26 protein-coding genes and 1 tRNA gene are annotated in these 23,657 nt (G+C 38.0%); 21 read left to right on the forward strand and 6 right to left on the reverse strand.

Going from position 1 to position 23,657, the window contains the following annotated elements:
• Positions 1 to 15 precede the first annotated feature (15 nt).
• The gene (locus BSEPE_RS03385) at positions 16 to 1,701 is read left to right on the forward strand and encodes a proline--tRNA ligase (RefSeq protein ID WP_066044139.1); all 1,686 of its coding nucleotides are present in this window, start codon (positions 16 to 18) and stop codon (positions 1,699 to 1,701) included.
• Entirely contained in the window at positions 1,698 to 2,474 is a 777-nt protein-coding gene (gene asd, locus BSEPE_RS03390) for an archaetidylserine decarboxylase (RefSeq protein WP_231893523.1), read from the forward strand. Before BSEPE_RS03385 ends, asd begins: the two co-directional genes overlap by 4 nt.
• Here the strand turns inward: asd and BSEPE_RS03395 are convergent.
• From BSEPE_RS03395 to dnaK, 4 genes are all read right to left on the reverse strand, one after another.
• Positions 2,471 to 3,715: an HlyC/CorC family transporter gene (locus BSEPE_RS03395; RefSeq protein WP_066044141.1), complete on the reverse strand. Its 1,245-nt coding sequence runs from the start codon at positions 3,713 to 3,715 to the stop codon at positions 2,471 to 2,473. The two genes, asd and BSEPE_RS03395, sit on opposite strands and share 4 nt — an antisense overlap.
• A gap of 17 nt (positions 3,716 to 3,732) precedes the next feature.
• Entirely contained in the window at positions 3,733 to 5,013 is a 1,281-nt protein-coding gene (gene eno, locus BSEPE_RS03400; RefSeq protein ID WP_066044145.1) for a phosphopyruvate hydratase, read from the reverse strand.
• A 19-nt stretch (positions 5,014 to 5,032) separates the two neighbouring features.
• Positions 5,033 to 6,145, reverse strand: coding sequence for a molecular chaperone DnaJ (dnaJ, locus tag BSEPE_RS03405; protein ID WP_066044147.1), 1,113 nt, complete (start codon positions 6,143 to 6,145; stop codon positions 5,033 to 5,035).
• Positions 6,146 to 6,218: 73 nt separating this feature from the next.
• Positions 6,219 to 8,147 (reverse strand): molecular chaperone DnaK, encoded by a 1,929-nt coding sequence (gene dnaK / locus BSEPE_RS03410; protein WP_066044149.1) that lies wholly within the window; start codon positions 8,145 to 8,147, stop codon positions 6,219 to 6,221.
• A 165-nt stretch (positions 8,148 to 8,312) separates the two neighbouring features.
• Between dnaK and BSEPE_RS03415 the strand changes: the two genes are divergently transcribed.
• The 7 genes from BSEPE_RS03415 (at position 8,313) to BSEPE_RS03445 (ending at position 12,291) form a co-directional block, all read left to right on the forward strand.
• The gene (locus BSEPE_RS03415) at positions 8,313 to 8,648 is read left to right on the forward strand and encodes a MazG nucleotide pyrophosphohydrolase domain-containing protein (protein ID WP_066046087.1); all 336 of its coding nucleotides are present in this window, start codon (positions 8,313 to 8,315) and stop codon (positions 8,646 to 8,648) included.
• Complete coding sequence (gene cmk / locus BSEPE_RS03420) at positions 8,648 to 9,313, forward strand: (d)CMP kinase (RefSeq protein ID WP_066044152.1); 666 nt, start codon at positions 8,648 to 8,650, stop codon at positions 9,311 to 9,313. The genes BSEPE_RS03415 and cmk overlap by 1 nt, the downstream gene beginning before the upstream one ends.
• Before the next feature lie 46 nt (positions 9,314 to 9,359).
• A complete protein-coding gene (gene rpsA, locus BSEPE_RS03425; RefSeq protein WP_269450670.1) occupies positions 9,360 to 11,087 on the forward strand; it encodes a 30S ribosomal protein S1 in 1,728 nt (575 codons plus the stop codon).
• Positions 11,088 to 11,089: 2 nt separating this feature from the next.
• Positions 11,090 to 11,365, forward strand: a complete 276-nt coding sequence (locus BSEPE_RS03430; RefSeq protein WP_066044155.1) for an HU family DNA-binding protein — start codon at positions 11,090 to 11,092, stop codon at positions 11,363 to 11,365.
• Between the two features lie 42 nt (positions 11,366 to 11,407).
• A tRNA-Lys gene (locus tag BSEPE_RS03435) sits at positions 11,408 to 11,483 on the forward strand.
• Between the two features lie 239 nt (positions 11,484 to 11,722).
• Positions 11,723 to 11,908, forward strand: a complete 186-nt coding sequence (locus BSEPE_RS03440) for a type II toxin-antitoxin system HicA family toxin (RefSeq protein WP_066044158.1) — start codon at positions 11,723 to 11,725, stop codon at positions 11,906 to 11,908.
• The gene (locus BSEPE_RS03445; protein ID WP_066044160.1) at positions 11,908 to 12,291 is read left to right on the forward strand and encodes a type II toxin-antitoxin system HicB family antitoxin; all 384 of its coding nucleotides are present in this window, start codon (positions 11,908 to 11,910) and stop codon (positions 12,289 to 12,291) included. The genes BSEPE_RS03440 and BSEPE_RS03445 overlap by 1 nt, the downstream gene beginning before the upstream one ends.
• An 11-nt stretch (positions 12,292 to 12,302) precedes the next feature.
• Here the strand turns inward: BSEPE_RS03445 and BSEPE_RS03450 are convergent, their stop codons facing one another.
• On the reverse strand, positions 12,303 to 13,067 hold the full coding sequence (locus tag BSEPE_RS03450; protein ID WP_066044162.1) for a glycosyltransferase family 2 protein: 765 nt from the start codon (positions 13,065 to 13,067) through the stop codon (positions 12,303 to 12,305).
• 154 nt (positions 13,068 to 13,221) lie between these two features.
• Between BSEPE_RS03450 and BSEPE_RS03455 the strand changes: the two genes are divergently transcribed.
• The 7 genes from BSEPE_RS03455 (at position 13,222) to BSEPE_RS03480 (ending at position 18,012) form a co-directional block, all read left to right on the forward strand.
• Entirely contained in the window at positions 13,222 to 13,524 is a 303-nt protein-coding gene (locus BSEPE_RS03455; protein ID WP_070104556.1) for a transposase, read from the forward strand.
• Between the two features lie 108 nt (positions 13,525 to 13,632).
• The gene (locus BSEPE_RS07865) at positions 13,633 to 14,007 is read left to right on the forward strand and encodes an IS3 family transposase (protein ID WP_162262083.1); all 375 of its coding nucleotides are present in this window, start codon (positions 13,633 to 13,635) and stop codon (positions 14,005 to 14,007) included.
• 12 nt (positions 14,008 to 14,019) lie between these two features.
• Positions 14,020 to 14,430, forward strand: coding sequence for an integrase core domain-containing protein (locus BSEPE_RS07870; protein ID WP_269450663.1), 411 nt, complete (start codon positions 14,020 to 14,022; stop codon positions 14,428 to 14,430).
• Between the two features lie 233 nt (positions 14,431 to 14,663).
• The gene (locus tag BSEPE_RS03465; protein WP_066044168.1) at positions 14,664 to 15,401 is read left to right on the forward strand and encodes a hypothetical protein; all 738 of its coding nucleotides are present in this window, start codon (positions 14,664 to 14,666) and stop codon (positions 15,399 to 15,401) included.
• Positions 15,402 to 16,181 carry a glycosyltransferase family 25 protein gene (locus tag BSEPE_RS03470; protein ID WP_066044170.1) on the forward strand — a complete coding sequence of 260 codons (780 nt, stop codon included), beginning with the start codon at positions 15,402 to 15,404 and terminating at the stop codon, positions 16,179 to 16,181. It begins immediately after the preceding gene.
• Between the two features lie 7 nt (positions 16,182 to 16,188).
• Positions 16,189 to 16,959 (forward strand): glycosyltransferase family 25 protein, encoded by a 771-nt coding sequence (locus BSEPE_RS03475; protein WP_269450664.1) that lies wholly within the window; start codon positions 16,189 to 16,191, stop codon positions 16,957 to 16,959.
• 90 nt (positions 16,960 to 17,049) lie between these two features.
• Complete coding sequence (locus BSEPE_RS03480) at positions 17,050 to 18,012, forward strand: class I SAM-dependent methyltransferase (RefSeq protein WP_066044175.1); 963 nt, start codon at positions 17,050 to 17,052, stop codon at positions 18,010 to 18,012.
• On the opposite strand, the gene BSEPE_RS03485 is transcribed toward BSEPE_RS03480, so the two are convergent.
• Positions 18,007 to 19,230: an O-antigen ligase family protein gene (locus BSEPE_RS03485; RefSeq protein ID WP_066044178.1), complete on the reverse strand. Its 1,224-nt coding sequence runs from the start codon at positions 19,228 to 19,230 to the stop codon at positions 18,007 to 18,009. The genes BSEPE_RS03480 and BSEPE_RS03485 overlap by 6 nt on opposite strands.
• Before the next feature lie 158 nt (positions 19,231 to 19,388).
• Here BSEPE_RS03485 and BSEPE_RS03490 point away from each other — a divergent pair, with 158 nt between their 5' ends.
• The 5 genes from BSEPE_RS03490 to fcl all read left to right on the forward strand — a co-directional run bounded on the left by BSEPE_RS03490 (position 19,389) and on the right by fcl (position 23,632).
• Entirely contained in the window at positions 19,389 to 19,619 is a 231-nt protein-coding gene (locus BSEPE_RS03490; RefSeq protein ID WP_066044180.1) for a hypothetical protein, read from the forward strand.
• Between the two features lie 4 nt (positions 19,620 to 19,623).
• Positions 19,624 to 21,024 carry a mannose-1-phosphate guanylyltransferase/mannose-6-phosphate isomerase gene (locus tag BSEPE_RS03495; protein WP_066044181.1) on the forward strand — a complete coding sequence of 467 codons (1,401 nt, stop codon included), beginning with the start codon at positions 19,624 to 19,626 and terminating at the stop codon, positions 21,022 to 21,024.
• A gap of 49 nt (positions 21,025 to 21,073) precedes the next feature.
• The gene (locus tag BSEPE_RS03500; RefSeq protein WP_066044184.1) at positions 21,074 to 21,334 is read left to right on the forward strand and encodes a prevent-host-death protein; all 261 of its coding nucleotides are present in this window, start codon (positions 21,074 to 21,076) and stop codon (positions 21,332 to 21,334) included.
• Between the two features lie 313 nt (positions 21,335 to 21,647).
• Positions 21,648 to 22,679, forward strand: coding sequence for a GDP-mannose 4,6-dehydratase (gene gmd / locus BSEPE_RS03510; RefSeq protein ID WP_066044189.1), 1,032 nt, complete (start codon positions 21,648 to 21,650; stop codon positions 22,677 to 22,679).
• Between the two features lie 2 nt (positions 22,680 to 22,681).
• Positions 22,682 to 23,632, forward strand: coding sequence for a GDP-L-fucose synthase (fcl, locus tag BSEPE_RS03515; protein ID WP_066044191.1), 951 nt, complete (start codon positions 22,682 to 22,684; stop codon positions 23,630 to 23,632).
• Positions 23,633 to 23,657: the final 25 nt, after the last annotated feature.

Here is a 23,657-nt window from a genome sequence, read left to right on the forward strand (position 1 = left end):
TATGACCTATTATAAATGAAAAGCAGTCAAATTCTTATTCCAATGACCAAAGAAGTGCCAAATGATGCACAGATTATTTCGCATCAACTTATGATTCGTGCGGGTTTAATTTCTAAACTGGCATCGGGTTTGTATTCTTACTTGCCGATGGGACTTAAAGTCCTAAAAAAGGTCGAACAAATCATTCGTGAAGAAATGAACATCTCAAATGCACAAGAAGTGCTGATGCCAGTGGCACAGCCTGCAGAGTTGTGGCAGGAGTCAGGGCGTTGGGAGCAATATGGAGCAGAGTTATTGCGCTTTAATGACCGTCACGGTAGAGCGTTTTGTTTGGGTCCAACGCATGAAGAGGTGATTACCAATTTAGCAGGGCAGTATCTTAATAGTTATAAACAATTGCCAGTGAATTTTTATCAAATTCAAACCAAATTCCGTGACGAGATTCGTCCGCGTTTTGGGGTGATGCGTTCGCGTGAATTTATTATGAAAGATGCCTATTCTTTCCATTTGAATGCGGAAAGTATGCAAGCAGAATTTGAAAAAATGCACGCTACTTACTGCCGTATTTTTGAACGCCTTGGTCTGGATTATCGTCCTGTGTTGGCGGATAGTGGCAGTATTGGCGGTGAAAATTCTATTGAGTTTCATGTCTTGGCAGAGTCGGGCGAAGATGAGATTTGTTTTTCTAATGAGTCTGAATATGCGGCGAATATCGAAAAAGTGGCGTTTTCTGAGCAGACTGCAACTTGTTTGCCAAGTGCAACGGAAGAAGAGGTACTAACTAAGAAAAAAACCAGCATTGAAGCCGTGGCTGAATTTTTAAATGTCAAAAAATCGGATTGCGTTAAAACTTTAATCATTAAAACCAAAGAGGGTTTTAAGGCTTTAGCCTTGCGTGGCGACCACGAATTAAATGAAATTAAAGTACAGAATTTGTACGGTGAATTTGAATTGGCAAGCGATGAAGAGATTAAATCTTTGAATTTAAAAAAAGGCTTTATCGGCGTGAAAGGTTTAAACATTGATTTGATTGTGGATTATTCAGCGGCAGTGATGTGTGATTTTGTATGTGGTGCCAATGAATGGGATAAGCATTTAACGGGTGCCAATTGGACAGACATTAAATTTAAAACAGCCGATTTACGCAACGCTGTTGCTGGTGACGATTCTCCAGATGGTAAAGGACAATTAGTCATTAAACGCGGTATTGAAGTTGGGCACATTTTTCAACTCGGCGATAAGTATGCCAAAGCCATGAACGCCAATGTCGTCGGCGAATCGGGAAAATCAGAAACAATGCTGATGGGTTGTTATGGTATTGGTGTTACTCGTGTGATTGCCGCTGCTATTGAGCAAAACTACGATGACAGGGGTATTATTTTCCCAGCCAGTATTGCGCCATTTCAAGTGGTGATTGTGCCCATTAATTACACCAAATCTACCCGCGTTAAGAAACTGACTGATGACTTGTATCAGCAGTGTTTAGATGCCGGTATTGAAGTGTTGCTGAATGACAAGAAAGAACGCGCAGGCATTATGTTTGCCGAAAGTGAATTATTAGGCATTCCGCATCGGTTGGTGTTGAGTGACACGCATGCTGATAACGGCAACATCGAATACAAAGCCCGAAACAATCCCAATAAAGTAGAAGTGCCATTTTCAGAAGTATTGTCCTACATTCAAGCTCAGTTAAGCGAATGATTTTCCTACAATATCTTATCCCGCAACATGCTCTTTCGGGATTGATGTTTCGTTTTGCTCGCATTGAGAATCGATGGATTAAAAACAAATTCACCCATTGGTTTGTTAAATCTTATCAAGTAGATTTATCTCAAGCCAATCGTGAAAAAGTAGAAGATTATAAAACTTTCAACGACTTTTTTACGCGTTCTTTAAAGCCCGATATGCGCCCAATTGGCAAAGGTTTGATTAGTCCTGTGGATGGCGTGGTATCGCAAGCAGGCAGTATTACTAATGGCGATTTGGTGCAAGCGAAAGATAAAAAATTTACCTTAAAGGCTTTATTGGGTAACAAGCAATCCTTTAAAGATTTCACCACTATTTACCTATCTCCAAGTGATTATCACCGCATCCATGCACCGCTTGATGGAAAGTTATTAAAAATGGATTATATTGGCGGAGATTTATTTTCTGTCAATAATCAAACCACCAATTCTGTCAATAATATTTTCGCTAGAAATGAACGAGTGGTGTGTTATTTTGATACTTATACCATTGTCTTAGTTGGTGCAATTTTTGTCGGCAGCATGGACACTGTTTGGCATGGGCAAATAATAACACCGCCTTATGGTAAACAATTCAGTGTAGATTATAGTGACAAGGATATTAGCCTTAAAAAGGGTGAAGAATTAGGGCGTTTTAATATGGGCTCAACGGTCATTTTGTTAAGCAACACCCACCAGTTTGATTTAAAAGTTGGGCAAGCGGTTAAGATGGGTCAATCTTTGGATTAGGGCTTTGTTAGTTTAACCAATTTAATGGTTCTGTCGGAGATTTGCACAATGTCTAGTAAAACATTATCAATCTTAATGCTAACATCTCGTTTTGGAATGCTCTGTAATTCTTCCAAAATAAGCCCATTCAAGGTTTTGGCTTTATCAGCACTAAGATTGATACTTAATAAAGCATTTAGTTCGCGGATACTGACTCTTGGGTCAACCAAGTAACTGCCATCTTTTTGTTTGATGATTTCTTCAATGCTTTCATTTTGATTAGAGGTAAATTGACCAACAATTTCTTCTAAAATATCCTCTAAAACAATCAAACCACGCACCTCACCATACTCATCCACGACTAAGCCTAAGCGTCTTTTTTGTGCTTGAAAATGGGCTAATTGATGCGCCAACGAGGTGCCTTCTGGCACAAAATATGGCTCTTGCACTAATGCCAAAACATTCTCAATACTAAACGCATTCTTGGCATACAAGTTGACCACATTACGCATATGCAATACGCCAGTAATATTGTCACTTGATGTATCATAAGTCAATATACGAGTGTGTTGTGTGCGTTGTAATTGTTTGATGATTTCACTGGGTTTGTTAATATCAATACTAATCAATTCGTGCTTTGGAATCATAATATCTTCAACTTTAACTTTCTCTAGGTCAATGATATTCAGTAACATTTTTTGATAGTTTGAGGCAATAATCGGTTTGGCATTGTCCACCACCATTTTTAATTCTTCTGAACTAATTTCATCTCTTGTGTCTTTGTCTTTAACGCCAAAGGTTATAAGAATTAATTTACTAAATTGTGCAATTAACCAAACAAAAGGTTTGAAAATTTTAATGAAGATTTCAATAATAATGGAGGCGGGTAGGGCAACTTTTTCAGGGTATTTGGCAGCAAATGTTTTCGGCGTGGTCTCTGCAAAGACCAAAATCACAAAGGTCAGTGCTAACGATGCTAATACAATTGAATCTTCCCCCCAAAGTTTAATTGCCAAAATCGTTGCAACGCTGGAAGCAAAAATATTAACCAGATTATTACCCAATAAAATTGTACCAATTAGATAATCTAAATTACCCAGTAAGTGCTGAGTGCGTTTGGCTTTTTTGTTGGTTTTGGCAAGGGCTTTTAAACGATAGCGATTAATTGCCATCATTGAAGTTTCAGCAGATGAAAAGAAAGCAGAGGCTAAGATTAGCCCTATTAAAGTGACGAATAACCAAGAAGTTGAAAGTGATTCCAAGCGATCAGCTACCTACCTTAATTCAGGTGGTTAAAAGTTGAAAGACCTGGGTAAACCGCATTCTCACCCAATTCCTCTTCAATACGAAGTAGGCGATTGTATTTTGCCAAGCGGTCAGAACGAGATAGCGACCCTGTTTTAATCTGACCACAACCCGTTGCCACCGCTAAATCGGCAATCGTGGTGTCTTCGGTCTCACCAGAGCGATGTGACATCACGCAAGTGTAACCCGCTTTTTTCGCCATCTCCATGGCGGCAAAAGTTTCAGTTAAAGTGCCGATTTGATTGACTTTAATCAAAATTGAATTGGCAATATTTTTGTCAATACCTTGTTTTAAAATTTTACTATTAGTAACGAACAAATCATCACCGACTAACTGTACTTTATTGCCAATTTTCTTAGTCAATAAATCCCAGCCATTCCAATCATTTTCATCCATGCCATCTTCGATAGAAATCACTGGATATTTATCAACCCAGTCCGCCAAATAATCCACAAATTCTTCAGAAGTTAATGAACGATTTTCAGAGGCAAGATTGTAAGTGCCATTTTCATAAAACTCAGAACTCGCCGCATCAATGCCGATAAAAATATCTTTACCTGCGATAAAACCCGCCCCTTCAATTGCTTCCAAAATCACTTTGATTGCCTCTTCATTAGATGCCAAATCTGGTGCAAAACCACCCTCATCGCCAACCGCAGTATTCAGCCCTTTAGCTTCCAGAACGGCTTTCAATTTATGAAACACTTCCGCACCATAACGCAACGCTTCTCTGAACGACGGTGCACCTGCGGGGATAATCATAAACTCTTGAATGTCCACACTATTATTCGCATGCTCACCGCCATTGATGATATTCATCATCGGTACTGGCAATTGATAATCGCCCTTTACATTTAATGCATCATATAAAGGTTTATTTAAAGCATTCGCATTTGCATGTGCTGCCGCTAGGGACACTGCTAAAATTGCATTTGCACCCAAACGAGATTTGGTTTCGGTGCCATCGAGGTCGATCATTGCTTGGTCAATCTTGCCAAGGTCAGCAACATCAAAGCCTACCAACAAATCAGCAATTTCCGTATTAATAAAAGCAACTGCCTTTAAAACGCCCTTGCCCAAATAACGAGATTTATCGCCATCACGCAATTCCAACGCCTCTCGCTCACCTGTTGAAGCGCCTGATGGCACCATTGCACTACCCATTGTGCCATTATCAAGAATAATGTCAGCTTCAATGGTCGGGTTGCCTCTGGAATCTAAAATTTCGCGTGCTTTAATTTTTGTAATTTTCACTATATATCCTTGCGTGTTGTTATTTTAAGAATGATTTCATTTTACCAAAGAAAGAGTCTGACTCGGGGTGTTGTTTCTTGCCGCACGAACCTGAAAATTGCACCAGCAAATCTTTTTGATTTTTGTTAAGGTTAACGGGCGTTTCAACCTGCACTTGGCAAATCAAATCACCCGTACCATGACCTTGTAAGACCTTAACGCCTTTGTTTTTTAAGCGAAATTGACGACCTGTTTGTGTACCCTCAGGGATTTTTAATTTCAATTTACCTGTCAAAGTCGGCACCTCAACCGAACCGCCAAGTGCTGCCGTGGAGAAATCAATTGGTACGCTACAGTACAAATCATTACCATGTCGTTCAAAGATATTATGTGGCGTGACATGAATTTCTACATATAGATCACCACTCGGAGCACCACGCATTCCTGCTTCACCTTCGCCAGTGACGCGGATACGATTGCCATTATCAACGCCAGCAGGGATTTTCACCGACAAGTTTTTTTGTCTGCGAACTACACCTTTTCCATGACAATCGCCACAAGGTGAACTAATGACTTGACCAGCGCCCTTACACTGTGGACAAGGTTGTTGCACTTGGAAGGGACCTTGGCGCATATGCACTTGACCCTGACCATGGCAAGTGCCACAAGTTTTTGCACTGGTGCCTGGTTTAGCGCCAGTGCCATCACAAGTGTCACATTTTTCGTTCTTAGGAATACGAATTTGAACGGTTTTACTTTCGGCAGCCTCTTTTAAACTTACTTCTAAATCGTAGCGTAAATCCGAACCGCGGTTACTCTGTTGCTGCTGACGACCACCACCAAAAATATCACCAAAAATATCACCAAAGCCACCACCGCTAAAGCCGCCACCACCGCCACCAAAGGGATTACCACCAGCACTACCGTCAACCCCTGCGTGACCAAACTGGTCATAAGCTTGTCGTTTTTGCTCGTCAGATAAAATACTATAAGCCTTTTGAATTTCTTTAAATTTCGTTTCTGCCGCTGCCTTGTTATCTTTGTTACGGTCAGGGTGATGCTTCATTGCCAGGCGTTTGTAAGCCTTTTTGATTGCCTTGGCATCCGTGCCTTTTGTAACGCCTAGCACTTCATAGTAATCTCTTTCTGCCATTATATTTCCTTCAATATAAGTAAAAAACCCTCTGAAAACAGAAGGTTAATTACCGATGATTTTAAAAATTTATTTATTTTTTGTCGTCACTAACTTCTTCAAAGTCGGCATCAACAACACCATCATCTTTGGTTGCACCCGCATTTGCAGCGTCAGTAAAACCGTCAGATTCTCCCGCACCTGCTTTCGCTTGTGCTTTTTCAGCTAAGGGTTGTGCCACTTCGGTCAAAGATTGAACTTTGGTGTCAATCTCCTCTTTATCTTCGCCTTTGATTGCAGTTTCCACTGCATCAATTGCCGCATCAATTGCAGTTTTTTCATCGTCCGAAACTTCTTCTTTCAACTCGTCCATCATCTGCTTAGTTGAATGCACTAACGAATCTGCCATATTGCGAGAAGTGACTAATTCTTGGAATTTCTTGTCTTCTTCTGCATTTTCTTCTGCATCTTTAATCATCTTTTCGACTTCTTCATCACTCAAGCCACTCGATGCTTTAATAGTGATGCTTTGTTCTTTACCCGTATTTTTATCCTTTGCAGAAACATTTAAAATACCGTCAGAGTCAATGTCCAAAGTTACTTCAATTTGTGGTTGACCCTTTGGCGCATTAGGGATGTCTTCAAGGTTAAACTGACCAAGCGATTTATTTGCACTGGCAATTTCTCGTTCACCCTGTAACACATGAATTGTCACTGCCGACTGATTGTCCGCTGCCGTTGAGAAGGTCTGATTTGCATTGGTTGGAATTGTGGTATTTTTCTCAATTAACTTGGTCATCACGCCCCCCATTGTCTCAATACCTAACGATAAAGGCGTAACATCTAACAATAAGACATCGTTAACATCGCCACTTAAAACACCTGCTTGAATTGCCGCACCCATTGCTACCGCTTCGTCAGGATTTACATCTTTTTTAGGCTCTTTGCCAAAGAATTTCTGTACTTCTTGCTGCACTTTCGGCATACGCGTAGAGCCACCGACAAGAATCACCTCATCAATATCACTGGCCGATAAATTCGCATCCTTCAAAGCAATTTTACAAGGGTCAATTGAGCGTTTAATTAAATCTTCAACCAGCGATTCTAACTTAGCGCGCGTTAATTTAATATTAAGGTGCTTAGGACCCGATGCATCTGCCGTTACATAGGGGAGATTAACATCCGTCTGTTCAGAAGAAGACAATTCAATTTTTGCCTTTTCTGCCGCTTCCTTCAAACGCTGTAAAGCCATCGGGTCATTTTTCAAATCAACGCCTTGCTCTTTTTTAAATTCTGTAACTAAATAATCCATAATACGCTGGTCAAAATCTTCACCACCCAAGAAAGTATCGCCATTCGTTGACAACACTTCAAAGTGCTTTTCACCATCAATATCTTCCATCTCAATGATAGAGACATCAAAAGTACCACCGCCTAAATCATACACAACAACGGTTTTATCACCCGTAGATTTGTCCACGCCATAAGCCAACGCTGCGGCAGTTGGTTCATTAATAATGCGTTTAACATCCAAACCTGCAATCTTGCCTGCATCTTTAGTTGCTTGGCGTTGTGAGTCGTTAAAGTAAGCAGGAACGGTAATTACCGCCTCAGTTACTTTTTCACCGAGATAATCTTCTGCTGTTTTCTTCATTTTGCCAATCACTTTTGCAGAAATCTCAGGGGCAGCCATTTTCTTGCCGTTTACCTCAACCCATGCATCGCCATTGTCTGCCTTTACAATTTTATAAGGCACAAGGTCAATATCTTTTTGCACCGCTTTTTCATCAAATCGACGGCCAATTAATCGTTTAATCGCATATAAAGTGTTTTCAGGATTGGTAACTGCTTGTCGTTTTGCAGACTGACCAACCAACACTTCGTCAGAATCTTTTGGAAACGCAATAATAGATGGGGTGGTGCGATCACCCTCAGAATTTTCAATAATTTTGACATTACCACCTTCCATAATGGCAACACATGAATTTGTAGTTCCTAAATCAATACCGATAATTTTTGACATTTTTTTCTCCTTTTTAATTAGTTATGACCCATATATAAGGACAGTAAAAATATTTTCAAGGAAAAAAAATAAAAAATATAATTTATGATTTTCACACTTAAAAAAAATAGCATTTATAATAAGTCCTTTGCATTTCGCAATCAAATAATTAAAGGCAAACAACCAATGAATCAAGATTCTTACAAAGAAATGTTGGCAGGCATACAGGCTTTCCATGATAAGCATGACTTTAAAAATAATGGCGGTGAAGATTTAGTCTATCGCATAGCACTAATGACGGAAGAGTTAGGTGAGATATCCAGTTGCGTGACAAAAGGCAAATCCAAGGAAGACTTAGCGGAAGAATCTGCGGATTTATTAATTTTATTAATGGGCACAGCGATTAGTGCAGACTTTGATTTAAAGGATGCTTTTTGGAAAAAATTAGATAAGATTATGCAGCGTGAATCTAGGATGGTTAATGGCAAAATTCGTGTGTCGGAATTTAAAGGGGTTAAATAATGAATAACATTTTAGCAATCGACGGACCAAGTGGCGTTGGCAAAGGCACCATCGCTCGTATAATGGCACAGAAACTTGGGTGGCATTTATTAGATTCAGGGGCAATTTATCGTGCGTTTGCGTTGGCAGTAGATGCCAGAAGGGTAGATATTACAGATGAAGTGGCACTGGAAGCGGTGGCAATTAATTTAGATTTAACCTTTAAAACCGAAGCGGAAAGTGAGTTAGTAAGCGTGTTTTTAGATGGTAAGGATGTCTCTAAAGTATTACGCACAGAACAAACGGGTGAAATGGCATCTAAAATTGCCTCTATTGGTGTGGTTAGAGCTGCGCTGTTAAAGCGACAAAAAGATTTTGCGCAGGCGCCAGGATTGGTGGCAGATGGACGAGATATGGGGACAGTAGTTTTTGCCAATGCACCTTTTAAAGTGTTTTTGACAGCAAGCGCACAAGAGCGTGCAAAAAGGCGTCTAAAACAATTGCAAGCACAGGGCACAATGGGTATAATGTCGCACATCTTGGCAGAGGTAGTGGCAAGGGATGAGCGAGATTCTTCTCGCAAAAACGCACCACTAAAACCTGCTGATGATGCATTAATCATTGATACCACCGAGTTATCGATTGATGAAGTGCTCAATCAAGTAAGCGAATTAGTAACAAAATAAACCAAAGTCTAAGCGGTTAGACTTTTAAAATAAATTAACCCGATAAATACCAACTTATACCGTTGTTGGATTTTTTACCGGTCAACATCAAGAGAACAATATGTCAGAATCATTTGCAGAACTATTTGAAAATAGTGTAGAACAACAAAATACCAAAATAGGTGCCTTATTAATGGGTACAGTCGTCGATATTAATCGTGAAAAAGCGATTATTAATGTTGGTTTGAAATCAGAGGGCTTTGTTTCTCTGGACCAATTTAAAGACGCGAAGGGTGAACTAGAAATTGCCGAAGGCGATATCGTAGAAGTTGCCTTGGAGTCTATTGACGACGGTTTGGGTCATACTTTATTATCACGCGAAAAAGCGAAACGCATTAAGTTATGGCAGACGCTTGAAATTGCAATGAATCAAAAAGAAGTGGTTACTGGTATTGTTACCGGTGCCGTTAAAGGCGGACTTACTGTTGATATTGGTGTTGTTAAAGCATTTTTACCAGGTTCATTGGTAGACACTCACCCAGTTAAAGATTTTTCATACCTTACCGGTCAAGAAATTGAAGCAATTGTTATTAAGATGGACGAAGTTAGAAACAACATCGTTATTTCTAGAAAAGCGGTTATGCAAGAAGCCAATTCTGCTGACAGAGAAGCGTTACTTGAAGGTCTTGAACAAGGTCAAGAAATTGAAGGTATCGTTAAAAACCTTGCTGACTACGGTGCATTCGTTGACCTTGGCGGTGTTGATGGTTTATTGCATATTACTGACATCTCATGGCAGCGCGTTAACCATCCGTCTGAGAAGTTGACGATTGGCGATAAAATTATCGTTAAAATCCTTAATTACGATAAAGAGAAAATGCGTGTTTCATTAGGACTTAAGCAATTGACTGCAAGTCCTTGGGATAACATCTCCGACCGTCTACCGTTAGGTAAGAAAGTCTTGGGTACGGTTTCTAATTTGACAGATTACGGAGCGTTTGTTCGCATTGAAGAGGGTGTTGAAGGTTTGGTGCATGTATCAGAAATGGACTGGACTAACGCCAATGCTCGCCCTTCTAAGATTGTTAAACTTGGTCAAGAGGTTGATGTGGTTGTTTTGGATGTTCAAGAATCTAAGCACCGTATTTCATTGTCAATGAAACAAGCGCAAGAAAACCCTTGGGAAGCCTTCGAAGCGAGCCATAATAAGGGTGACAAGATTGGTGTAACTGTTAAATCAATCACAGACTTCGGTTTGTTCGTTGGTCTTCCAGGTGGTATTGATGGTCTAATTCACTTAGCCGATCTTGCTTGGGAAAAATTACCAGCAGACGAGTTAGTTTCTAATTATTCTAAAGGTCAAGAGCTTGAAGTGGTTATCTTAAATATCGATGCAGAAAAAGAACGAATTTCATTAGGTATCAAGCAATTACAAGAGGACGATTTCTCATCTTATGCAACCTCTAACAAGAAGGGTTCAGTGGTTAAAGTAACAATTACTGAGGTTACACCTCGTGGTGCAGTTGTTGCCTTGGCAGACGATGTTACAGGTTACTTGAAAGCTGGTGAAATCTCAGAAGAGCGTGTTGAAGATGCGTCAACCATGTTGAAAGTGGGTGATGAAATCGAAGTAGCGATTATTAATATTGACAGAAAGACGCGCAATGTTTCAGTCAGTATTAAGGCGAAAAATTCAGTAGAAGAAAAAGCGGCAATGGCAGACTACAATAAGCAATCTTCTAGTGAAATAGAAGGGGCAACGCTAGGTGATTTGTTAAAGAAAGCTAAGAAGTAACCGTGAAAAAAACAGAGTTAATTCTCAACCTGTCTGAGGAATCTACACTAACTAAAGCGGAAGTGAAGAGTTGTGTGGATGCTATTATAGGGGCATTAACGGACGCTATTGTTTCTGGGGAAGGTGTTGAAGTGAGAGGCTTTGGTAGCTTTTATAGGAAGCACAAAAAAGCACGATTAGGCATCAATCCAAAGACTGGAGAAAAGACTCAGGTAAGTGCAAAATACTTGCCTTTCTTTAAGCCGGGAAAATCACTTAAAGAAGTTGTAAATAATTAAAAAAATGGGATTTACATTACTGTATAATTTCACTTTTTTATGGGGGCGTTAGCTCAGTTGGTAGAGCATCGGACTTTTAATCCGCTGGTCGAGCGTTCAAATCGCTCACGCCCCACCATATTTTAAAAAAGGCTTACAGAAATGTAAGCCTTTTTTTCGCCCTTAAAAAATAAGGTTCTAGCGACTTTTTAATGGAAGCCACAACCGTTTAAAAAAAGATGATATGTTATGGTAACTGCCACTCTAATTTAAGGTGAAAGTTTAACGGGAATAACTCGATGAAACTGGACAACTAAATAATTTAAAAAATACTTGATTTTTGATACTATTATAATTTAGTGTGTATAATTACACATTATGACAAGCAAAGAAATTATTAAAAAACTTAGGAAAGATGGGTGGATTAAAGTTGGCGGCAGGGGTGACCATGAAAAATTTAAACATCCGACTAAGTTAGGTCATGTAATTGTGCCGCACCCACGCAAAGATTTACGCCCTGGTACATTAAATAGTATTTTTAAACAAGCAGGATGGAGGAAGTGATGAGATATTTAGGTTATGTCGAAGCAGGGAGTGATGCATATGCAACTAGTGTTGTATTACCTGATTTCCCTGGGTGTTTTAGTGCAGTAGATAATGAGCAAGATTTAAATGCTGCTGTGCAAGAGGCAGTTGAGCTACATTTTGAGGGTGAAGATTTTGACTTGCCAACACCGATGACACTGAGTGAGGCACAAAATTCATCAAATTTTGATTATCAGGGTGTTTGGATGTGGTTTGAAATTGATACAGATAAAATTTCAACTAAGTTGCAACGAGTGAATATCACTATACCAACAAACATTTTAACCAAGTTAGATGCATTGGCTGGAAGTCAGCATACTTCACGCTCTGGTATGGTTCGTCAATTGGTTGAAAAATTCTAATAACCATATTTTTATTTAATACTTCTTATTTTTGTTTTTACCTTTTCCTCTATCAGTTTTGGTAATAATGACGCAAGATAATAAAGGTTAAATTTGATGTGCAAGCCAGGATAGCTGTTAATCACTTGAAAATTTTGCTTTCTCGCCCCACCAGGGGTATTGGATACACCGCCGTGTAGGAATATGGCAATAATTGTATCAGAATATTCAAATATTGCGTTATGATAAAAGTAGGCACTATAGAAAAAATCAAAATCAGCTGCAATTGAAAATTGCAAGTTAAATTTATGCTGTTTGAAGTATTGAGTGCTTATAAACGCACTTTGAGAGCAAAAGGCTACTTTTTTCCACAAGATATCAAGATTATGCGCTTTTTTAGTCTGCAAAACCCCTTCACGGTCAAGTTGCATATCGCCATATATAATGTCTGAATTATGAAGCTGTCCATCAAATATCTCACTAATAGTCTTATTAGAATAAAACTTATCCCCCGCGTTCATAATATTAATCCAATCAGCTGAAGCCAAATCAATGCCTTTATTCATCGCATCATACAATCCTTCATCAGGTTCACTTATCCATTGTGCAACCAGGCTTTCGTATTTTTTGATAACATCTAATGTGCCATCCGTTGAGCCACCATCAATAATAATATATTCAATATTTTCATAAGTTTGATTGGCGATATTTTGAATGGTTTCTTCTAAAAAATCAACCCCATTAAGGACAACAGTGAGAACTGTGATTAGTGGTTTATCTGAGGTATTGTTTTTCATATTTAGTTATTTTACAAGTTTCAGGCATTATTTGAATTAATTTAATTTTATAACAAGTAAAGACTTTTATAACACCCCAACAAATTAAGACAACAATTTAAGGTTTCTTATTTCGAACGAGTTAAACTTAACCCAACAATTCGGAGTAAAAAATATGAGTAAAAAACGCACAACCTACAGCTCAGCATTTAAAACAAAACTAGTGCTCGAGCTACTACAAAATGAAAGCACTCTGGCAGAAATTGCCAGCAAGCATAACATTCTTCCACAGAATCTAGTGAACTGGAAGAAGACCTTCCTTGCTAACGCAGAGATTGCTATGGAGCCATCTAAAGCAGTTAAAGAGTACAAGGAAGAGCTTATTAAATCACAAGAACAGAACGAGCGCTTAACGGCGCTGGTAGGTAAAGTAACCGTAGAGAAGGAGTGGTTAGCACTCTGTTCAGTACCACCTTGAGGGGTGAAAAAGCTAAAAAGCTTGGGCTCATCTAAACTAAAACAATTAGTTGATCTCAAGCCGTCACCAGCTTCTACATCATCTCTATCTATTAATCACCAGTGTCAATTGCTAGGTATTAACCGAAGTGGCTTGTACTACAAGCCACGAGTTAATCATGCCAAACAAACAATCAAGAGTCATATCACCAAGGTGTTTGAGCAGATACCCATTTACGGCGAAAAGAAGGTGCATCAACAACTACTTGAGGATGGTGTCAAGGTCAGCTTAAATACGGTAGCTCGTTATCGCCAAGAGCTAGACTTAAAAGCTGTATTGACTGTTAAACAAGTCAACACCACTATACCAATCAAAGAACATAAGAAGTACACCTATAAGCTCAGAGGGCTTAATATTAGCCATGCTAACCATGTCTGGAGTACCGATATCACCTACATCAAGATTGCTGGTGGTATGGTTTACATGGCAGTCGTCATTGATTGACATAGCAAAGCCGTGCTATCAAACAGAATATCTAATACCATGGATGTTCAGCTGGTGATGAGTGTACTCAATGATGCACTAGCTAAGTATCCACATCCAGAGATCTTTAACACCGATCAAGGTAGTCAGTACACCAGTGAGATGCACACTCAGAGACTTAAAAATCTTGGTATGACTATATCCATGGATGGCAGAGGCAGGGCCACAGATAACATCTGCATTGAGCGCTTCTGGCGAAGTGCCAAAGTTGAGAGAATCTATTTAAATGAATATCAAAATATCAGTGAGTTAACCACTGATGTGGATGACTATATTGATTTTTATAACCATCGTAGATTCCATCAAACGCTAGACTATAAAAAACCAATGGATATGTATCAAGAAAGTATAAAATTGAACCAGAATAAGAAGAAGGCTTCTTAAGATGTTCTATATAAGAAATTTTAAAAAGTTGTCAGAGGTTTTGGGGTGATAAATTTATAATTTCTACTATATAAATAAGGATAATAAATATGAAGTTGCATTTAGGCTGTGGAAAAAAACGGAACATGCAGACAGAGATGATTTTTCACAAGCTTACCTTCCTCATATGGATAAAGATAATGGACTGCTAATGAGTTTAAACTTAGAAGCGATTAAATAAGGGTTAAATATCAATGAAAAGGGATAAAGGCATATTTCTAAAATGGTTCTCATTATCACGCCACCAGAGGCGTGTTGGTGCAAGGCAATTGTCTGAACAAATCAATACCGATTTTGAATCTCAAAAAGATAATATTTTATCGGGCGATAAAATTATTTACACCCACGGCAGTGCAAATGACACAAAAACGCATTTCAACGCTTTAAAACAAGAGTTTGCTGGACAAAGTGAATTGCTACTTACTCACGCTAAAATAATTGTCTTAATCAGACGAGAGTTTGAAGTTAAAAACCACTTCAAACTTTTTGAGAAACTTTGGCAACAAGAAAAAGACTTTCTTTTAAGAAATCTTAATACCCGCTGGCTAATAGCTGCCACCGATACCTTTGCTGATTATTCAGATGATGACGCGGTAAAGGGCTTATCTATCGCCTGTGTTTGTTTACTAAATACGGTAAAAATGCAGGAATCAGAGCGATTTATCACCAATGCGAAAAACAACCAAGACGATAAAGACAAACAAATTCGTCTTGATAACGAGGAACGATTCTCTTTATTTGATGGCACTTCGGTTTTCAAATTTGGCACGGATGACACGCTAAGGAACATGCGTTGGAGACTTGATAAAGTGGCAAAGATGAATATTGCAGGTGAGATACTATTGGAAATTTTTAAGCGTTTGCAAAAATTTGATACAATATATAATCGTGCTAAGAATAGGCATACTCGTGATAAAACAGGGTGGTGGTAAATGAATATTTTTATCATTAATTTGCCTGATGCCACTGAACGCAGAGAGTTTCAACAAAAACAACTGACTGAATTAGGTTTGAATTTTGAGATAATCAACGCCACTTCTATTAATGATATTAGCGAAGACACCTACAAAAAACATTATTACGACTGGCAACGCCCTTTGCAAAAAACTGAAGTGGCTTGTTATTTTTCACATCAAAAACTATGGACAAAAATTGCCGAAGGCAATCAACCTGCATTGATTTTAGAAGACGATGTGGCGCTATCAAAATATACTCCCAACATACTAAAAGAATTAGAAAAACGCACCAATTTAGAAATGGTGAATTTAGAAGTGTTTGAGAAAAAGAAAACTATCGCAAAAATCAGTCAAACAATTGGTAACCACCAGTTATTCTGCTTATATCAAGATAAAGCAGGGGCTGCCGCTTATGTGCTATACCCAAAGGGTGCAAAGAAATTATTGCAACATCAGCAAAAACACGGTATTGCCTTAGCAGATGCACATTTACACAATTGCCCATCGTTACAATCTTACCAAATAGAACCAGCCTGTGCAGTGCAATCAATGTTTTGTCAAAAATACGGCATTGAGCAATATGATATAGTCAATACCTCCTGTATCGAGTATAAAAAAAGTAAAGAAAAACGCTCATTTATTTTTAGAGTCAAGCGAATTGTTGGACAGGTAAAACTGGGGTTTCGTCAGTTAAGTTTTGTTGCAAAATCAGATAAGCGCTATATTGAAGTGAGAATTGATGACTTTAAGAGATGAGGGGAATATGAAAAAAATTAAAATATTCATAATGAATCCTGAAAAATTTCAAGATAGAAGAAAGTCTTTAAAAAACAGGCTTGATAAAACTAAATTTGAGTATGAATTTATGTCTATCAATGATGAAGTAGACTTGACACCTGACGCTATTGTGAAAAATCATAATTCTAAAAAAACAATAGATTCTTTTGGCAGAGATTTTACTCGTGGAGAGTTGGCAAGCACATTGAACCATTTGCTTGCCTACGAGAAATTTATACAGTCAGGAAATGAAATTGCAGTTATTTTAGAAGATGATGTTGCATTTGACAGCAAAGAGTTTGAGGTTATTGTTAATTCAATAATAAAAATAATTAACACATCAAAACCACAAATATGCCAACTAACACCTGTTACCTCGTATCTAAAGAATAATGCTATTGAAATAGGCGATAAACATAAAATTGCAAGCGTAATACAATCTTGGGGTTCCCAAGCATATATTATTAACCGACCTGCAGCAATTAACATTATAAAGGTAAACAAAAAATCTTGGATTATTGCTGATGATTGGGAGAGATATAATAGATATGCGGGCATAAGTTTGTTTGGCGTGATACCTCCAATCGCTATAGCAAGCGGAGTCTTTGACTCTAACTTAGAAAAGGATAGGAGTCAATCTCTCAGGAATCATAAAACTTTGAAATATGTGTTATCAAGATGGAAGCATAAAATAAATGCCGATATGAAAAAATATTTTTACTACATTCCTTTTCGTGGCTATATTAGAAACCGATAAGTAGCAAAGAAGTTGAACGCATCAATTGTATAATTTAATAGTTCGGCGTTAATGAAAAAATTATTAAATAAATAAGAGTAGGGAGTTGCAATGAGCAATAGAATATTAAAACATTATCGATTTGGCAAAATATTTGCATGGATTAATAGGCACCTTAGGTCTCGCAGAAAAGCCATTGAGAAAATTAGGAATTTATATAAAAAACTTGGTTTAGTGTCTAATGGCTGTAGTTTGTGTGGGGGGGTAGACTTTACATTAATTGCTGAGGGTGATCGCTATGGATTTGACCTTAACAAACAATTTTGCAATCAATGCGGGTTGGTGCAAACTTATCCAGCGCTTTCTGCTGAGTTTCATCAAGCCTTTTATAGTTATCATTATCGTCCTTTATATTTAAAAAGTAAAAAAGTTAACTATCAATCTGTTATCAAAGAGCAAACTGATAAAGGCAAAAAATATCTAAACTACTTTAGAGAAAATGGTTTAAAAGATGAAGTTCTTAATAAGATTTCAATTGTTGAAATTGGCTGTAGTTCTGGTGGTACGCTCAACACTTTAAAACCTTTTGTTAAATCAGTTTATGGGTGTGATTTAGATATTGAGGCGATTAAGTTCGCCAAACAAGAATTCAATCTTAATGTTGAAGTTAGTATGTATCCAACAGATTTACCAAAAGGTAAAAAACTTTTTATTATGTCTCATGTTTTAGAGCATGTTTTTAGCCCGCTAGAAACATTGACAAAAGTGAGAAAATTATTAAAAAAGGGTGATTATTTATTTGTGGCAGTACCTGGAATAAATCAAGTTGCAAAAGGCGATTATAAAAATGATTTAAGAAGGTATTTTCATATTGCGCATGTGACAGATTTCACAGGAAGTACTTTAGCTAATGTTGCCCATTATTCAGGTTTTAAAATATTAAATATAGATGAAGAAATCAATGGATTATTTGTAGCTGATAGGGTAACAGATTGGAAAAAAAATGAATATGATGCAGTTGATAATATTCAACGCGTTGAAGAGACTTATTCTGGTTTAGCGCCTCACTTATAACGAATGTTTTGTATAATTAGCACGAGTAGTATGTAAAATTCTAGGCAACAAAAACCCTATAAACAACACATAAAAAGCATTAATATGTTCCTCACCAAAAGCAATATGGGTAAAACCAAAGGTTACATACCCAACACATAACAAAACCCCCATTGAAGCATAATGATAAACATCTTTATTTTTTAGTTGCTTGTAAAAAATAATCATTGGTGTAAATAACAAGATTAATAGTGACAATAATCCAACAATGCCAGCAGAGACTAAGTTGGTAAGGTATTCATTGTGCAAATGGGTTTTATTGCTGATGACCCTTTTATTTTTTGGCGCATATTCTGACGCTACCTTGTTTGCATTTCTGTAGCCGTAGCCAATCCAGGGTGATTGTGCCGCCGCTTGTAGTCCTGCTTGATACATTTGCATTCTCAACCCAATGGAGTTATTTGTATTGTACCCAGAATTCCAGTTTTGAATTTCACTAACTGCTAACTTAACCCTACTTTCTACTTTGTCATTGGCACCCACAAATCCAAGTAAACCCATAAATAACACCACTAAAAACAACTTCGCTTTATTATTACTTTGAAAAAATGGCTTGTAAGTCAATCCAATAAAAACCATAGATAAAATAAGGAACGACACCCAGGAACCGCGAGTACCTGTTAAAAATATTGCATAACTTCCCGCCAATACTGCAATAAAAGTGATGATTCGTTCTTTTGGTGTTTCGCTAAATATTTGAACCATTGATAAAAATATCATTGCAACTGCAATATCACTAAATATATTAGCGTTAATTATATTACCCAATAAAGGCCCGTTAATAACCGTGAGGCAGATAGCAATCAAGCCTATTTTAATACTAAGTAATAGTTTTTTAAGCGGTAAATCTACCTGCAAGAGCGTGAGTGCAATAAAAGGCGCTAATAAGAAATGTAGTTTCCTGCCAAGGTGATGAAACTCAGCATTCAATCCATCTGCAACGAGCATGGATAACAACATAATGCCAAAATAACTCACAGTCAGAAAAGAAAAGAGTTTTAATTCGGGTATTTGAAAAGGATTTCTCTTTTCAGAAATTGCAATGTAGATACCCAATATAACAAAAATTAACACAATCAAATTACCAAATACTTTGATTGTGTTAATCAACACAGGAAAAGCCAGCAACAGAGCAATCACAAAACTAGCGTATTTTTTTTCTGAAAGTGTGCTGCCCATAAAGTCGTATAACGATATAATAAAAACTTGATTTTATAGTAGGGGTGAAAATAATGGCACAAAATGTCAATAAAAAGACTATTTACCAGATGAGGCAAAGCAAAAATCATTAATATATCCTCAAGACAAGACAAAACTTTGCATAAAGGAATAATGTAATGGCATACCAGGCAATACAACTCAGTATTAAGCAATTAGATTTAATCATCAACAATGACCATGATTTAAATTTAAGAGAGAGCGAGGATTATTATGCGTTATCTTTTACCTTGATTTATCCAAGACCAGGTAAGGCAAGTATTAACACGATTAAAACTCTGCCTTTGCAAAGTAATACTACTTTTGAAACTTGTGGCGAGTCAATGATTTTTAAAGTGGAGGCGTTGTAAGCTAATGCAATCTAGAATAATCCCTGTAATTCTCGCAGGTGGATCAGGCACACGCCTTTGGCCGTTGTCGCGTAAACAGTATCCTAAGCAGTATCTGCCACTTGCGGGCGAGTATACAATGTTGCAAGAAACCATTTTGCGATTGAATGGACTGAATAACCTTGCAGAGCCTATCATTATTTGCAATGCTGAGCATCGCTTCCTTGTGGCAGAGCAATGCCAACAAATTGACATCGATAGTCCGATGATATTGTTAGAACCAGTGGGTAGAAATACAGCACCAGCAATTGCGGCAGCGGCGTTGCAGTCAATAGAAGGGGCGAACGATGTATTATTGGTATTATCAGCTGACCATGTGATACAGAATGTTGAGGTCTTTCATCAGGCGATTGACCTAGCGTTGACGCAGGCGAATGAAGGTAAATTGGTGACTTTTGGTATTGTGCCGACGGAGGTGAACACGGGGTATGGGTATATCAAATCAACGATTGATAGACGCGTTGAGGCATTTGTTGAAAAACCAGATTTGGCAACGGCACAGTTGTATTTAGAGCAGGGTAATTATTTGTGGAATTCTGGAATGTTCATGTTTCAAGCAGGGGTATTGATTGATGAATTAACAACGCATTCACCTGAAATTATAAGTGCGGTGAGTTGTGCTGTAGAGAGTGCTACAAAAGACTTGGATTTTATCCGCTTAGAACGACGCGCTTTTGAATCTTCGCCTTCTGATTCTATTGATTATGCGTTAATGGAGAAATCTGATAATGTGGTAGTGATACCATTAGATGCAGGGTGGAATGACATTGGCTCTTGGTCCGCACTATATGATATTGGTGTCAAAGACGAGAATGGCAATGTTATTAAAGGTGATGTTAGCACCATAGACACGACCAATACTTACATCAATGCCCATCATCACATCGTGGCAACAATTGGTGTGGATAATTTGATTATCGTTGATACGCCAGATGCTACACTGATTGCCTCAAAAGATAAAGCGCAAAAGGTTAAGGAAATTGTTGAATCCTTGCATCAAAAAGGACGAGAGGAAGGTGGCGAGCATCGTAAAGTACATCGCCCTTGGGGTTGGTATGATTGCATCGAATCAGGCGAACATTTTCAAGTTAAGCGATTGCATGTTAAATCCGGTGCAAAATTATCCTTGCAAAGACACCAAAAACGCGCAGAGCATTGGGTGGTGGTTAGTGGCGTTGCAACGGTCATAAATGGCGACAAAATACTGACCTTGCAAAAGGGAGAGTCTACCTATATTCCAATTGGTATAATTCACGCCTTAGAAAATAAAACAAATGAGCCGTTGGAAATTATTGAGGTGCAAAGTGGCATTTATTTGGGTGAAGATGATATTGAGCGATTGGAAGATATATATGGTAGAGAATAAATTTTAATTTTATGATATAATACTATTAATATCATTATTAATAGTACTTATGAATATAACTGCAAATGAAGTGAAAACAAAAGGCGTGTCGGTTTTTGATACGATGTTTGAAAAATTTAACGAAGTCCTTATTAATGTTAGAGGTAAAAATAAATACTGTGTAATACCTTTTGAGGAGTATGAAGAGTATAGGGCATACCAACTGGATAAAGCACACAAAGAAGTGATGCAAGATTTAAAAGAAGGAAAATACCACACCAGTGTAGGGCAACATATTGATAGTATAAAACTGGCTATTAAAAATGATTGAGATAAAATTTTCTGATAACTATGAAAAGAAAGCGATTAAATTTTTAAAGAAACATAAAGAGATAGTTCTACAATACATGAAGATAATAGATCTTTTAGAAAATAACCCTTATCACCCGTCTTTAAAACTGCATAAACTTCAAGGAAAATTGTCAAAATTTTCATCTGTTTCTATCAATATGAAATACAGAATAGTGATAGATTTTATTATATTTGATGATGAAATTATCTTGGTTGATATTGGAAGTCATGACAATGCCTATAAGTGACTTACATCACGCGCATAAAATTAACACAAAACAAGGAAGAGAGAGATGAAAAAAGCATTTATAACAGGCATCACAGGGCAAGACGGCTCATATCTTGCAGAATTATTATTAGACAAAGGTTATGAGGTGCATGCAATTATTCGCCGTGCTTCAGTTTTTACCACGCAACGAATTGAACACATATTCAATCATGAAAATATGCACACTTATCACGGTGATTTAACCGATTCAAGTAACTTACATAGATTACTAATGAAGATTAAACCTGACGAAGTCTATAATTTAGGTGCGCAATCCCATGTTGCCGTGAGTTTTGAAGTGCCTGAATACACTGCTGATGTGGTAGGCTTGGGTGCGATTAGATTATTAGACGCAGTGCGTGATTTGGGCGATGGTTGCAAATATTATCAAGCATCAACTTCTGAGTTATTTGGCGGTATTCCTGGCACAGAGCCACAAAGTGAAACCACCCCTTTTTATCCAAAATCTCCCTATGGTGCCGCCAAACTCTACGCCTATTGGGTAACGGTTAATTATCGAGAGTCTTATGATTTATTTGCTTGTAATGGCATTTTGTTCAATCATGAAAGCCCAAGACGGGGCGAGACTTTTGTGACCAAAAAAATCACCCAAGCCGTTGCCAAAATCCATCAAGGTAAGCAAGATGTTTTAAAACTTGGCAATTTGGACGCCAAACGTGACTGGGGGCATGCCAAAGATTTTGTTTATGCACAATGGCTGATGTTGCAACAAGATAAACCACAGGATTATGTTATAGCCACAGGTGAAACTCATACTGTTAGAGAGTTCGTTGAAGTCGCTTTTAAAGAAATTGGCGTTAATATCCAATGGCAAGGCACTGGTGTTGGCGAGCATGGTATTGATAGTAATACAGGCAAAATATTAGTGGAAGTCGATGAAAAATATTTCCGCCCTGCTGAGGTTGAACTATTACTAGGCGACCCATCAAAAGCCGAAAAAGAACTCGGTTGGGAAAGGCAGGTATCTTTTCAAGAGTTGGTCTCAGGTATGGTGAAGTATGACTTGGAAAATGATAATTTTGGCGGCAAAGAGTAATTGTGGATAAAGACTCAAGAATTTATATCGCAGGCCATAGAGGATTGGTTGGCTCAGCGATTGTTCGTGCGTTAAAAAAACAAGGGTTTACTAATCTAATCACTCGTACTCACAAAGAACTAGATTTAGTCAATCAGCAAGCTGTCGGTGATTTTTTCAAACAGGAAAAACCTGATTTTGTGATACTTGCTGCTGCTAAAGTCGGTGGTATTTATGCAAATAATGTCTATCCAGCTGATTTCATTTATCAAAATATAATGATAGAAGCTAATGTTATTCACTCATCATACAAGCATAAGGTCAAACGCCTATTATTCTTGGGCAGCACCTGCATCTACCCTAAGGCAGTCAAGCAGCCAATGCGTGAAGATGCACTGCTCACCGATGTATTAGAACCAACCAATGAACCTTATGCACTAGCAAAAATAGCAGGCATTAAACTTTGTGAGTCTTACAATAGACAATATGGCACAGATTTTCGCTCAGTGATGCCAACGAATTTATACGGCATTAATGATAACTTTCACCCAGAAAATTCCCATGTGATACCAGCCCTAATGCGTCGTTTTCACGAGGCAAGAATCAACAACGATGCCGAAGTAGTGGTATGGGGTAGCGGCAAGGCGATGCGTGAGTTTTTGTATGTTGATGATATGGCACAAGCCTCGCTATTTGTCCTCACCCTCGATGAGAAAACCTACCAAGCCAACACTAAACCCATGCTCTCGCACATTAATGTCGGCACAGGCGTGGATATAACCATCCGTGAAATGGCACAGACAATGAAACAAGTGGTTGGCTTTAAAGGCAAACTTGTTTTTGACACCACAAAGCCTGATGGGGCGCCAAGAAAACTGATTGATGTTGCTCGTTTGTCTAAAATGGGCTGGCAATATAGTGTGGCTTTAGAAGAGGGTCTTGCGCAAACTTATCAATGGTATTTAGAACAATGAAATATATTTTTAAAGCAGTTTAATG

The organism is endosymbiont of Bathymodiolus septemdierum str. Myojin knoll, from assembly GCF_001547755.1.
Lineage (GTDB): Bacteria > Pseudomonadota > Gammaproteobacteria > PS1 > Pseudothioglobaceae > Thiodubiliella.

Excerpts from the sequence above, each read along its gene's own strand:
- BSEPE_RS03385 (WP_066044139.1), top strand. The coding sequence starts at position 16 with ATGAAAAGCAGTCAAATTCTTATTCCAATGACCAAAGAAGTGCCAAAT.
- asd (WP_231893523.1), top strand. The coding sequence starts at position 1,698 with ATGATTTTCCTACAATATCTTATCCCGCAACATGCTCTTTCGGGATTG.
- dnaJ (WP_066044147.1), bottom strand. The coding sequence starts at position 6,145 with ATGGCAGAAAGAGATTACTATGAAGTGCTAGGCGTTACAAAAGGCACG.
- dnaK (WP_066044149.1), bottom strand. The coding sequence starts at position 8,147 with ATGTCAAAAATTATCGGTATTGATTTAGGAACTACAAATTCATGTGTT.
- BSEPE_RS03415 (WP_066046087.1), top strand. The coding sequence starts at position 8,313 with ATGAATCAAGATTCTTACAAAGAAATGTTGGCAGGCATACAGGCTTTC.
- cmk (WP_066044152.1), top strand. The coding sequence starts at position 8,648 with ATGAATAACATTTTAGCAATCGACGGACCAAGTGGCGTTGGCAAAGGC.
- BSEPE_RS03440 (WP_066044158.1), top strand. The coding sequence starts at position 11,723 with ATGACAAGCAAAGAAATTATTAAAAAACTTAGGAAAGATGGGTGGATT.
- BSEPE_RS03445 (WP_066044160.1), top strand. The coding sequence starts at position 11,908 with ATGAGATATTTAGGTTATGTCGAAGCAGGGAGTGATGCATATGCAACT.
- BSEPE_RS03450 (WP_066044162.1), bottom strand. The coding sequence starts at position 13,067 with ATGAAAAACAATACCTCAGATAAACCACTAATCACAGTTCTCACTGTT.
- BSEPE_RS03455 (WP_070104556.1), top strand. The coding sequence starts at position 13,222 with ATGAGTAAAAAACGCACAACCTACAGCTCAGCATTTAAAACAAAACTA.
- BSEPE_RS03465 (WP_066044168.1), top strand. The coding sequence starts at position 14,664 with ATGAAAAGGGATAAAGGCATATTTCTAAAATGGTTCTCATTATCACGC.
- BSEPE_RS03470 (WP_066044170.1), top strand. The coding sequence starts at position 15,402 with ATGAATATTTTTATCATTAATTTGCCTGATGCCACTGAACGCAGAGAG.
- BSEPE_RS03475 (WP_269450664.1), top strand. The coding sequence starts at position 16,189 with ATGAAAAAAATTAAAATATTCATAATGAATCCTGAAAAATTTCAAGAT.
- BSEPE_RS03480 (WP_066044175.1), top strand. The coding sequence starts at position 17,050 with ATGAGCAATAGAATATTAAAACATTATCGATTTGGCAAAATATTTGCA.
- BSEPE_RS03485 (WP_066044178.1), bottom strand. The coding sequence starts at position 19,230 with ATGGGCAGCACACTTTCAGAAAAAAAATACGCTAGTTTTGTGATTGCT.
- BSEPE_RS03490 (WP_066044180.1), top strand. The coding sequence starts at position 19,389 with ATGGCATACCAGGCAATACAACTCAGTATTAAGCAATTAGATTTAATC.
- BSEPE_RS03495 (WP_066044181.1), top strand. The coding sequence starts at position 19,624 with ATGCAATCTAGAATAATCCCTGTAATTCTCGCAGGTGGATCAGGCACA.
- BSEPE_RS03500 (WP_066044184.1), top strand. The coding sequence starts at position 21,074 with ATGAATATAACTGCAAATGAAGTGAAAACAAAAGGCGTGTCGGTTTTT.
- gmd (WP_066044189.1), top strand. The coding sequence starts at position 21,648 with ATGAAAAAAGCATTTATAACAGGCATCACAGGGCAAGACGGCTCATAT.